Below are 10,598 nucleotides of genomic sequence, written 5' to 3' on the forward strand. Positions count from 1 at the left end.
ATACCGGCCTGCCAAGCGCAGCCGCCGGGCTCTTCACCGACTCCGGCACATGCCAACAACGCAGCCTGCGGGGACGCTGGCTGCTTGGAGCCTCTCGATGATCCGTTCCTCTCGTCGGCCGTCCGCCTTGCGCGGCCTGGGCCTGCTCGTCTCGTCCACCCTTCCCTTCGTGGCCATCGCCGCCGAGCCGCAGTCGCTGCAGCCGGTGGTCGTCACCGCCACGCGCTTGCCGCAGCCTATCGACACCGTGCTGGCCGACCTGCGCGTGATCGATGCCGATGCCATCGCCAACGCCGGGCCGATGTCGCTGACCGAGCTGCTGCGCATCCGCGGCGGCGTGGAGATCAGTGCCAACGGCGGGCCCGGCCAGGTCTCGGGCCTGTTCATCCGCGGCAGCAATGCCGGCCACGTGGTGCTGCTGGTCGACGGCGTGCGCGTCAGCTCCGCCACCGCCGGCACCAATGCCTTCGAGCACATTCCGCTGGCGCAGATCGAACGCATCGAGATCCTGCGCGGCGTGGGCAGCAGCCTGTATGGCGCCGATGCGATCGGCGGTGTGATCCAGGTCTTCACCAAGAATGCCGACGCCGAGCGCACCGAGGCCAGCGTCGGCCTCGGCCAATGGGACACCACCGAGGCCAGCATCGGCCTGGCGCGGCGATTCGGCGCCACGCGGCTGTCGCTGCAGGCCGGCTGGCGCGACAGCCACGCCTTCTCGGCCACCAACGAGAACAACGCGTTCTCGTTCGACCCGGATGCGGACGGCTACCGCAACACCAACCTCGGGCTGAGCGCCGATCACACGATCGCCCCTGGCCACTCGCTGGCAGTGCGCGCGATGGCCAGCCGCGGCCGCACCGAGTTCGATGCCGGGCCCGGCACCGACGACGTGAACCGCCAACGCCTGTCGACGGTGGCACTCGAAAGCCGCAACCAGCTCGGCACGGACTGGCGCAGCCTGCTGCGCCTGGCGCGCGGTGCCGACCACATCCGCACCGAGGGCGCCTTTCCCGGCTTCTTCGACACCGACCAGGACCAGTTCACCTGGCAGAACGACGTGGCCGCGCTTGGCGGCCAGTGGGTGGCGGGGCTGGAGTGGCGGCGCGAGAAGGTGGCCAGCGACACGGCCTTCACGCAGACCTCGCGGCGCTTCGGCGGCGTGTTCGCCGGCTACACGGCGCGCTTCGGCGACCACCTGCTGGAGGCCTCGGCGCGACACGACGACGATTCGCAGTTCGGCTCGCACGGCACCGGCAAGCTGGCCTGGGGGTACAAGTTCAATCCGCATTGGCGCGCCTCGGCGAGCGTGGGCACGGCCTTCAAGGCGCCGAGCTTCAACGACCTGTACTACCCGCTGAGCTTCGGCTTCTCCGGCAACCCCGACCTGAAGCCCGAGCGTGCGCGCAGCACCGAACTCGCGCTGCGCCACGACGGCGGCGCGCTGCAAGGCGGCGTGACGGTCTTCGACAGCCGGGTGAAGGACCTGATCGCCGTCGACCCGAGTTTCACCACGGTGATCAACGTGAACCGCGCGCGCATCCGCGGCGCCACGGTCGACGCCGCGTGGCGCGCCGATGTCTGGACGCTGCGCGGCGAGTTCACCCACCAGGACGCCGAGGACGCCGACACGGGCAACCGCCTGGTGCGCCGCGCACGCCAGTACGGCAGCGCCAGCCTGGGCGTGGTACTCGGCGCCTGGCGCGGCGGCGTGGAGTGGGTGGTCAGCGGCGACCGCTTCGGCGCGGCCAGCAACAGCGAGGCCTCGCGCATGGGCGGCTATGCGCTGGTCAACCTGAACGCCTCATGGGCGGTGACGCCGGCCTGGACGCTGGCGGCCCGGCTGAACAACGTCACCGACAAGCGCTACGAGCTGGTGCAGGGCTACAACACGCCGGGCAGCAACCTGTTCGTCTCGCTGTCCTACGCGGGGCTGTAGGACACACTCGCGCACCATGGCACGCGCGCTGAAACTCTGGCTCCTGCTGGCCCTTGCGGCTGCGGTGGCGGGGTGGCTCGCGCTGGCCAGCGGCAGCGTGCTGCTGCAGCCGCTGGACGTGCTGCGCCTGCTGGCGCAGCCCGACGCCAGCAGCGATTCGCAGGTGCTGCACGCGCTGCGCCTGCCGCGCGCGCTGGCCGCCTTCGGCGTCGGCGGCTTGCTGGCCCTGGCCGGCGCGCTGATGCAGGTGCTGCTGCGCAATCCGCTGGCCGATCCGTACGTGCTGGGTGTTTCGGGCGGCGCATCGGTGGGGGCGCTGCTGGCCATGCTGGTGGCGGGCAGCGCGCTGGCCATGCAGGCCGGCGCGTTTGCCGGCGCGCTGGCGACCATCGTGCTGGTCTTCGCGCTGGCCCAGCGCGACCTCTCGCGGCTGGACGCCACCGCGCGGCTGGACAGCGCGCCGCGCCTGCTGCTGACTGGCGTGATGCTGGCGGCGCTGTGGTCGGCGGTGATCACCGTGATGCTGATGCTGGCGCCGGAGGCGCGGTTGCGCGGCATGCTGTTCTGGCTGGCCGGCGATCTCGGCGGCAGCGAGACCGGCGCCTGGCCGCTGCTGCTGCTGGCGGCGCTGCTGCTGCTGGCCTGGCCGCTGGCGCGCGAGCTCAACGTGCTGCTGCGCGGCACCGCCGCCGCACAGTCTCTGGGCGTGCCGGTGGTGCGGCTGCGCCGCTACGTCTATGCGCTGGCTTCGCTGGCCACCGCGGTGGCGGTGACCAGCGGCGGCGCGATCGGCTTCGTCGGCCTGGTGGTGCCGCATGCGCTGCGCCTGCTGATCGGCAACGACCAGCGCGTGCTGCTGCCGGCCTGCGCGCTGGCCGGCGGCACGCTGCTGCTGCTGGCCGACACATTGGCGCGCACGGTGGTCGCGCCGCAGCAACTGCCGGTGGGCGTGATCACCGCGCTGCTGGGCGTGCCGACCTTCATCGCGCTGCTGCTGCACCGCGGGGGGCGGCGATGACGGCGAGCAAGCTGCTGCTCGAGGCGAAGGGCCTCAAGGTGACCGCCGGCCCGCGGACGCTGATCGAGTCGCTCGACCTGTCGGTGCAGCGTGGCGAGCTGTGGTGCGTGCTCGGCCCCAACGGCTGCGGCAAGACCACCCTGCTGCACACACTGGCCGGGCTGCGGCCGGCAGCCGCCGGAACGGTCATGCTGAAGGGCAAGCCGCTGGCCGACTGGGCGCCGGGCGAGCTGGCGCGCCAGCGCGGCCTGCTGCCGCAGGCGCAGCACGACGCCTTCAGCGCCTCGGTGACCGACGTGGTGCTGCTCGGCCGCCACCCGCACCTGGGCCGCTGGGCCTGGGAGAGCGAACACGACCGGCGCCTGGCCCATGCGGCGCTGAAGGCCATGGACCTGGCCGGACTGGCCGACCACGACGTGACCACGCTGTCCGGCGGCGAGCGCCAGCGCGTCGGCCTGGCGGCGCTGCTCGCCCAGGATCCGCCGCTGCTGCTGCTCGACGAACCCGTCGCCCACCTCGACCTGCACCACCAGGTGACCGCGCTCGACCATCTGCGCCGCCTGGTGCGCGAGCGCGGCCGTGCGGTGCTGATGTCCATCCACGACCTCAACCTCGCCGCGCGCTTCGCCAGCCACGTGCTGGTGATCGGCCCGGGCCGGCACCTGCACCAGGGGCCGATGGAGTCGACCATGAACGAGGTGGTGCTGAGTGCCGCCTTCGGCCACCCGGTGGCGGCGGAGCGATACGGCAACCGGAATGTCTTCGTCGCCGATTGAGATGCTGCGGATCGTCTTCCTGTTTCTGCTGGGTGTGTGTCTCGCGCCCGCTTCGTTCGCCGTCATCGTGAAGGACGACAGCGGCGCCACGATCACCTTGCCCCGCCCGGCCCAGCGCATCGTCAGCCTCGCGCCGCACCTCACCGAGCTGCTGTTCGCCGCCGGCGCCGGCGATCGCGTGGTCGGCGTGGGCGCCTTCGCCGACTACCCGGAGGCGGCGAAGAAGCTGCCGCAGGTGGGCGACAGCGCGATGCTCGATCTGGAGCGCATCGTGGCGCTGAAACCCGACCTGCTGGTGGTCTGGCGCGACGGCAACTCGCCGCAGCAGCTGCAGCGGCTGGCCACGCTGGGCATCCCGGTCTATGCCAGCGAACTGGGCACGCTGGAAGACATCGCGCAGACGCTGCGCCGCCTCGGCCGCCTCGCCGGGACGGAAGGCACTGCCGAGGCCCGCTCCGCCGCCTTCGAGCAGCGCCTGCAGGCGCTGCGCGAGCGCTACGCCGGCCGGCCGCCGCTGCGCGTCTTCTACCAGGTGTGGCAGCGCCCGCTGCTGACCTTCAACGACCGTCACCTCGTCATGCAGGGCCTGGCCCTGTGCGGGGTGCGCAACGTGTTCGGCACGCTGCCGCCGCTCACGCCCACCGTCAGCGAGGAGGCCGTGGTCGCCGCCGACCCCGACGCGATCGTCACCGGCCGCAGCGGCCGCGACGCGCCCGATGGCCTGGAGGGCTGGCGCCGCCTCGGGCAGATGAAGGCGGTGCGCCGCGGTGCGCTGGTCGTGATCGATCCGGACACGCTGCACCGTTCGTCGGACCGCATCGTCGAAGGCCTGGACGGCCTGTGTGCGAAGCTGGACGCCCTGCGAGCCGCACGCTGATGCGGCACACTGCGCGCACCGCCCGGGAGTGCCGACCATGGACCGCGCCGCTTCATTCGCCCTCGCCCTGATCGCCGCCGCCGCACTGGCCGCCTGCTCGAAGCAGGAGGCCGCGCAGGCACCGACGAGCACGGCGCCCACCGCCGCGAAGTCCGCGCCGAACGACGGCGGCATCGACTGGGTGCGCGCCGCTGCCGACGCGGAAGTCGACGCCGCCTTCGTGCGCGCCAAGGCCGAGGGCAAGCCGGTGTTCGTCTACTGGGGCGCCAAGTGGTGCCCGCCGTGCAACCAGCTGCAGGCGACGCTGTTCAACCGGCAGGACTTCATCGAGCGCTCGCGCGCCTTCGTCGCGGTCTACGTGGATGGCGACAAGCCCGGTGCGCAGAAGCTCGGCACGCGCTTCGCCGTGCGCGGCTACCCGACCACGGTGGTGTTCGGCCGCGACGGCCGCGAGCTGACCCGCCTGCCCGGCGAGGTCGATGCGCAGCAGTACAACGAGGTGCTCGCTCTGGCGCTCACCGCCCAGCGTCCTGCCAAGGAGCTGCTGGCCGCGGCGCGCGCCGGAGGCCAGGGGCTGGGCGATGCCGACTGGCGGTTGCTCGCCTGGTACTCCTGGGAGACCGACCAGCAGCAGCTGGTCGGCAAGGAGGGGCCGGGGCCGCTGCTGCGCGAGCTGGCGCAGGCCTGCCCGCCTTCGTCGGCCGATGCGGCGATGCGGCTGCGCCTGAAGGCGCTGGCCGCCCAGGACGCCCAGGCCTCGCCGGTGGCCGATGCGGTCGAGCAGCGGGCGGCCGTGACCGCGCTGCTGGCCGATGCGGCGCAATCGCGGCGGCACGTCGACGTGCTCGCCGGCAGTGCCAAGGAGATCGTCGCCGCCCTGTCCGCGGCCGATTCACCCGAGCGCGGGCCACTGGTCAAGGGCTTCGACGCCGCGCTGGCGCGCTTGCAGGCCGATGGCGGCCTGTCGCGCGCCGACCGCGTGATGGCCCTGGTGGCGCGCGTGAAGCTGTCCGCGCCCGAGAAGCTGCCTGCGCTTCAGGTCGAGCTGCGCGAGATGGCCTCGCGCTTCGACCGCGAGATCACCGACGGCTACGAGCGCCAGGCGGTGATCACCACCGTGGCCTGGGCGCTGGAGCAGGCGTCGCTGCTGGCCGAGTCGGATGCGCTGCTGCAGGCCAACCTGGCTCGCAGCCACTCTCCCTACTACCTGATGTCGCAGCTCTCGGCCAATGCGAAGAAGCGCGGCGACACGGCGGCAGCGCTCGACTGGTCGGCCCAGGCCTTCGCCAAGAGCGAGGGCGCGGCCACGCGGCTGCAATGGGGGGCCGGCTACCTGCGCACGCTGGTCGAGCTGGCGCCCAAGGACGCCGCACGCATCGAGGCAACCGCCGCGGCGCTGATCGACGAGGCCGCGGCGCAGCCCGACGCCTTCGAGGCGCGCAGCGGCCGCTCGATGCAGCGCATCGGCACGCTGTTGCGCGACTGGGACCCGGTCGGCGAGCACGCCGCCATGCGCCAGCGGCTGCAGCAGCGGCTCGACGCCGTCTGCGCGAAGCTCCCGAGCGGCGAATCGCGCAGCGTCTGCGAAGGTGCGCTGCGCCCTGCAGCGACGACCTGAGGCCGCCGGGATTCAGCGCACGAAGCGGCCTTCGTGCGTCACCTGCACCAGCTCGACGAAGCGCGAGCCGGTGATGCCGTTGGCGGCGTAGTCGAGGTCCATGCTGGCCGTGCGCATCTTCAGGTTGCGCATCGTGCCGATCAGGCGGGAGCGCGTCAGCTCGCGGCCGCTGCGGCGCAGGCCCTCCAGCAGCACCAGCGCGTTGAGGTAGCCCTCGAAGCTGTAGTAGCCCACCGGCACCTTGGCGGCCTCGGCCAGCCGGCGGTACTCGCGCGTGACCGGGTCGCTCTCGCTCCACGGGTAGGGCATCACCTGCGAGATCGCCAGGCCGCGCGCCTTCTCGCCGGCCACCTTCACGGTGACCTCGCCGGCGACGATGGACATGCCGTAGTACATCGGGCTGAAGCCCTGCGCCCAGCCGGCCTTCATCAGCTCGCCGGGCAGCGCGCCGCCCAGGTACATGATCACCGCCTGGGGCGCGGCCTTCACCAGCGTGTCGGCGGATTCCTTGACGTTGCTGGCGTCGCCCTTGAGGAACACCGAGGCCGCAGCCTGCAGCTTGTGGCTGGACAGCGCGGCATCCACGAGGGCGGCGGCTTCCTTGCCGCCCGGGTTGTCGAGCATGGCCACGCCGATCTTGGTGACGCCGATGGTGGTCAGGTGCTGCACCAGCGACTGCGCCTCGCGACCGGTGGTGGCGCGCACGAAGAAGCCGTTGCCCTTGAGCCGCTCGCGCGCCGTGTCGGCCACGGCATAACCGGCCAGCCAGGGCGCGCCCGACTTCTGCAGCATCGGTGCGGCCGCGGCCGTGGTCGCCGAGCCCACGCAGCCGAAGAAGCCGAACACGCCGTCGCCGAGCAGCTTCTCGTAGTTGGCGATGGCGCGGTCGGGCTTGAGCTCGTCGTCGAGCGACACGATGCGCACACGCCGGCCGGCCGCGCCGCCCTGCGCGCGCGATTCGGCGAAGGCCAGTTCGGCGCCCGCCAGCATCACCTTGATCTGGCCACCGAGCGGTCCGTTGAGGATGCCGGTATGGCCGAACACCACCTCGCTGTCGGTGACGCCCGGTTCGGCCGCGCGCAGGTGCGGGGCGAACGCCGCTGCACCGAGTGCGGCGGCGAACTGTCGACGCTGGATCATGAAGTGACTGCTGGAGTGAGACTGGCGCGGAGTCTCGCGATCACCAGCCTTCAAGGGGCCAAGGGTTAACCCGAGTTCGTGCAGCAGTCCTGTGCTGCAGTGCGCACGCGGGGCCGCTTCAGCGCTGCTTAGCGCTCGGCGCGAGCGTCAGTTCGTAGCGCGTGCGCTTCTCGAGGTCGAGAAACTGCAGCGAGTTGCCGACCCACTCGTACGGCGCGAAGAAGCCGTCGATCTGCATGGTGCCGTGCATCAGCACCACGTCGACCTGGCTGCTGTGCAGCTTCAGCCGATAGACGATGTCGGCGATGCGCACGTTCACGCGCTGCTGGCGCAGCACGTCGACCTGCGCCGGGCCGCAGTCGGCCGAGGCCTGTCCGACAGCCACGCACCAGCGCCCCTCGTAGCGGCCGAGCGCGGGCTCGGCACCCGCCGCGCCCAGGGGCAGCGCGGCGAGGGCGAGCGGCAGCAGGGCAAGGCGCCTCATGCCGCCCAGCTTACTTCAGCAGGCCTTCGGCCTTCATGGCTTCCTGCACCGCTGGGCGGGCTTTCATGCGCGCCATGAACGCGCCGAGGTTGGCCAGGCCGCTGGTGTCCACGCCGACGTAGCCGCCCCAGCTGGTCACGGTGAAGAGGTAGGCATCGGCCACGCTGAACTCGTCGCCCATCAGGTACTGCTTGCCGGCGAGCTGGCTGTCCACCCACTTGAAGCGATCGGCCAGCTTGGCGCGGAACACCGGCTTGGCGTCTTCCGGCACGGCCGGGTTGAACAGCGGCGAGAAGCCCTTGTGCAGCTCGCTGGTGATGAAGTTCAGCCACTCCTGCAGGCGATAGCGCGCCATGGTGCCGGCCGGCGGGGCGAGCTTCTTCGCCGGCACCTGGTCGGCGATGTACTGCACGATCACCGGCCCTTCGGACAGGCGCTCGCCGTTGTCGAGCTCGAGCAGCGGCACGTAGCCCTTGGGGTTGATGCCGTAGTAGTCGGTGCCGTCCTGCAGCTTGTGGGTCTTGGTGCTGGCCAGCACGGGCTCGAAGGCCAGGCCGGCTTCGCGCAGCACGATGTGCGGGGAGAGCGAGCAGGCGCCGGGGCTGTAGTAGAGCTTCAAGGAGTCTCCCTTCGTGGGGTGATGATCGACAGGGTGCCATTACAGCCAGTCTGCGCGGCCGCGTCGTGCAAGGGGATTCAGCGCGGCGTGCAAAACCGCTGACTCGAAGGGCCGCGGGCGCGGCACTACATTGAAGCCATGACCACCTCTGCCGACCCCATCGCCCTGTCCATCGCCCGCTCGCGCGGCGTCGAGCGTCTGGTGCGCGGCCAGCCCACCTCCGACGGCGCCGGCGTCAAGCTCACCCGCGTGCTCACGCAGCCGCTGCAGCACCGGCTCGACCCCTTCCTGATGCTCGACGCCTTCGGCAGCGACGCGGCCAGCGACTACATCGGCGGCTTCCCCGACCATCCGCACCGCGGCTTCGAGACGGTGACGATCATGAAGGCCGGCCGCATGCGGCATGGCGACAGCGTGGGCAACACCGGGCTGCTCGAGCCCGGCAGCGTGCAATGGATGACCGCCGGGCGCGGCATCATCCACTCCGAGATGCCCGAGCAGGAGGAAGGCCGCATGGCCGGCTTCCAGCTGTGGGTGAACCTGGCGGCGAAGGACAAGATGCAGCCGCCCGCCTACCGCGACGTGCCGCCGGCGCAGGTGCCGGCCTTCACGCTGGCCGATGGCACCATGGTGCGAGTGATCGCCGGCGCCACCCACGGCGTGACCGGCGCGGTGACGCGCCCGACCACCGAGCCGCTCGTGCTCGACATCGTGCTGCCCGCCGGTGCGACGTTCGAGCTGCCGGTGCCGGCCGGCCACAACACCTTCGCCTACGTCTACGGTGGCGTGGCGGTGGAGATCGGCGGCTCGCCGGTGGCCAGTGAGCACATGGCGATCCTGCGCAACGAACCGGAGGCCGACGGCGTGCGCTTCACCGCCCCGGCCGGGGAGCGGGCCGCGCAGATCCTGTTCGTCGCCGGCGCGCCGCTGCGCGAGCCGATCGCGCAGTACGGGCCCTTCGTGATGAATACCGTGCCCGAGCTGCACCAGGCGGTGGCCGACTTCCAGCGCGGGGTGCTGGCGACCTGAGCCGGGCGCCGCCGCTCACATCAGCAGGGCCTTGACGAGGTCGAGCTGCCGGTCGGGCGCATCGCGCTCCAGCCGCAGGCTGGCCTCCACGCGCAGCAGGTGCTCGTTCATGCTGAGCACCGCCGCCTCCACCTCGCCGCGCCGGCACAAGGCGAGGAACTCCGCATGCTCGTCGGTCGAGCAGTGCGGATCGTTGCTCGACTGGTAGAGCATCGCGATCAGGGAACTGCGCGCCACCTGCTCGGCCACCAGTTCGGCCAGCACGCGGTGGCCGCAGGCCTCGGCGAGCACGACGTGGAAGTCGCCGAGCAGGCGCTCGCGCACGCTGCCCGGCGACGGGCCGCGCAGCGCCGTGCGCTCCATGCGGACATGCTGATCGAGCCGGTCGAAGTCTGCCGGCGTGGCGCGCGCGCAGAACAGCCGCACCACCTCGCCCTCGAGCAGCCGGCGCACCGAGAAGACTTCGCGCGCTTCCTGCACGCTAGGCTGGCTGACGAAGCTGCCCTTGTCGGGCACCGTTTCCACCAGCTTGTCCTTGGCCAGCATGAGCAGCGCGCCGCGGATCTTGGTGCGGCTGACCGAGTAGACGCGGCCGAGCGCCTCTTCGCGCAGCCAGGTGCCGGGCGGCAGGCGCTTCTCGATGATGGCGGTGGCGATGTCCTGCGCGATGTCCTCGACGCTCGGGCCGCGTTCTCCGGCGGCCTCGGCCGGCGCTTCCGCGCTCGGGGTTTCGGCGGGCTTCATCGCGCGGCGGGCTCGGGGCATGCCGGCATTCTAGGCAGCCCCGTGGTCCTGATTCAGCGGCCGGCCGCGGCGTGCGGTGCGCGCATCGTGGCCGGGGCGGCGGCGCCCGCCTCGTCGTCGAGGAAGCGCCGGCACGGCGCCCAGTGCTTCATCAACAGCCAGTAGCTCAGGCCGGCCGGCAGCAGGCTGGCGTACCAGGAGATGGCCGGCAACGACAGTGCCACCGCCGCACCGATCAGCGAGGCCAGGATGCCGGCCCAGTTGACGCCACGGTAGGGGCCGTCGGCCGCATAGAGGCGAGCCAGGTCGAGCGTGCGGCGGCGCAGGATGTAGTAGTCGACCACCAGCACCGCGAAG

The 10,598-nt window shown here is 71.8% G+C and carries 11 protein-coding genes; 6 read left to right on the top strand and 5 right to left on the bottom strand.

Features of this window, described 5'->3' with window-relative positions:
• The first annotated feature begins 97 nt into the window (after positions 1-97).
• The 5 genes from AB7U92_RS13540 to AB7U92_RS13560 are packed head-to-tail and all read left to right on the top strand — an operon-like array spanning position 98 to position 6,225.
• Positions 98-1,936 carry a TonB-dependent receptor domain-containing protein gene (locus AB7U92_RS13540; protein WP_428577576.1) on the top strand — a complete coding sequence of 613 codons (1,839 nt, stop codon included), beginning with the start codon at positions 98-100 and terminating at the stop codon, positions 1,934-1,936.
• 16 nt (positions 1,937-1,952) lie between these two features.
• Positions 1,953-2,954: a FecCD family ABC transporter permease gene (locus tag AB7U92_RS13545; RefSeq protein ID WP_428577579.1), complete on the top strand. Its 1,002-nt coding sequence runs from the start codon at positions 1,953-1,955 to the stop codon at positions 2,952-2,954.
• Positions 2,951-3,730: an ABC transporter ATP-binding protein gene (locus AB7U92_RS13550; RefSeq protein ID WP_428577582.1), complete on the top strand. Its 780-nt coding sequence runs from the start codon at positions 2,951-2,953 to the stop codon at positions 3,728-3,730. The genes AB7U92_RS13545 and AB7U92_RS13550 overlap by 4 nt, the downstream gene beginning before the upstream one ends.
• A 1-nt stretch (position 3,731) precedes the next feature.
• The gene (locus AB7U92_RS13555) at positions 3,732-4,607 is read left to right on the top strand and encodes a cobalamin-binding protein (RefSeq protein ID WP_428577585.1); all 876 of its coding nucleotides are present in this window, start codon (positions 3,732-3,734) and stop codon (positions 4,605-4,607) included.
• A 37-nt stretch (positions 4,608-4,644) separates the two neighbouring features.
• Positions 4,645-6,225, top strand: a complete 1,581-nt coding sequence (locus tag AB7U92_RS13560) for a thioredoxin family protein (protein ID WP_428577587.1) — start codon at positions 4,645-4,647, stop codon at positions 6,223-6,225.
• A 12-nt stretch (positions 6,226-6,237) separates the two neighbouring features.
• Here the strand turns inward: AB7U92_RS13560 and AB7U92_RS13565 are convergent, their stop codons facing one another.
• From AB7U92_RS13565 to gstA, 3 genes are all read right to left on the bottom strand, one after another.
• Positions 6,238-7,365 carry an ABC transporter substrate-binding protein gene (locus AB7U92_RS13565; RefSeq protein ID WP_428577590.1) on the bottom strand — a complete coding sequence of 376 codons (1,128 nt, stop codon included), beginning with the start codon at positions 7,363-7,365 and terminating at the stop codon, positions 6,238-6,240.
• 118 nt (positions 7,366-7,483) lie between these two features.
• Complete coding sequence (locus AB7U92_RS13570) at positions 7,484-7,849, bottom strand: hypothetical protein (protein ID WP_428577593.1); 366 nt, start codon at positions 7,847-7,849, stop codon at positions 7,484-7,486.
• Between the two features lie 10 nt (positions 7,850-7,859).
• Positions 7,860-8,468, bottom strand: coding sequence for a glutathione transferase GstA (gene gstA, locus AB7U92_RS13575; RefSeq protein WP_428577596.1), 609 nt, complete (start codon positions 8,466-8,468; stop codon positions 7,860-7,862).
• Positions 8,469-8,606: 138 nt separating this feature from the next.
• On the opposite strand from gstA, the gene AB7U92_RS13580 reads away from it, so the two are divergent.
• A complete protein-coding gene (locus tag AB7U92_RS13580) occupies positions 8,607-9,497 on the top strand; it encodes a pirin family protein (RefSeq protein WP_428577599.1) in 891 nt (296 codons plus the stop codon).
• Positions 9,498-9,512: 15 nt separating this feature from the next.
• Here AB7U92_RS13580 and AB7U92_RS13585 read toward each other — a convergent pair whose 3' ends face one another.
• Both AB7U92_RS13585 and AB7U92_RS13590 read right to left on the bottom strand, forming a co-directional pair.
• The gene (locus AB7U92_RS13585) at positions 9,513-10,262 is read right to left on the bottom strand and encodes a GntR family transcriptional regulator (protein WP_428577602.1); all 750 of its coding nucleotides are present in this window, start codon (positions 10,260-10,262) and stop codon (positions 9,513-9,515) included.
• A gap of 32 nt (positions 10,263-10,294) precedes the next feature.
• Positions 10,295-10,598 (bottom strand): cytosine permease (locus AB7U92_RS13590; protein WP_428577605.1); only part of this gene is annotated, 304 nt, incomplete at its 5' end.

The organism is Piscinibacter sp., assembly GCF_050175855.1.
Lineage (GTDB): Bacteria > Pseudomonadota > Gammaproteobacteria > Burkholderiales > Burkholderiaceae_C > Piscinibacter.

Excerpts from the sequence above, each read along its gene's own strand:
- AB7U92_RS13540 (WP_428577576.1), top strand. The coding sequence starts at position 98 with ATGATCCGTTCCTCTCGTCGGCCGTCCGCCTTGCGCGGCCTGGGCCTG.
- AB7U92_RS13545 (WP_428577579.1), top strand. The coding sequence starts at position 1,953 with ATGGCACGCGCGCTGAAACTCTGGCTCCTGCTGGCCCTTGCGGCTGCG.
- AB7U92_RS13550 (WP_428577582.1), top strand. The coding sequence starts at position 2,951 with ATGACGGCGAGCAAGCTGCTGCTCGAGGCGAAGGGCCTCAAGGTGACC.
- AB7U92_RS13555 (WP_428577585.1), top strand. The coding sequence starts at position 3,732 with ATGCTGCGGATCGTCTTCCTGTTTCTGCTGGGTGTGTGTCTCGCGCCC.
- AB7U92_RS13560 (WP_428577587.1), top strand. The coding sequence starts at position 4,645 with ATGGACCGCGCCGCTTCATTCGCCCTCGCCCTGATCGCCGCCGCCGCA.
- AB7U92_RS13565 (WP_428577590.1), bottom strand. The coding sequence starts at position 7,365 with ATGATCCAGCGTCGACAGTTCGCCGCCGCACTCGGTGCAGCGGCGTTC.
- AB7U92_RS13570 (WP_428577593.1), bottom strand. The coding sequence starts at position 7,849 with ATGAGGCGCCTTGCCCTGCTGCCGCTCGCCCTCGCCGCGCTGCCCCTG.
- AB7U92_RS13580 (WP_428577599.1), top strand. The coding sequence starts at position 8,607 with ATGACCACCTCTGCCGACCCCATCGCCCTGTCCATCGCCCGCTCGCGC.
- AB7U92_RS13585 (WP_428577602.1), bottom strand. The coding sequence starts at position 10,262 with ATGCCCCGAGCCCGCCGCGCGATGAAGCCCGCCGAAACCCCGAGCGCG.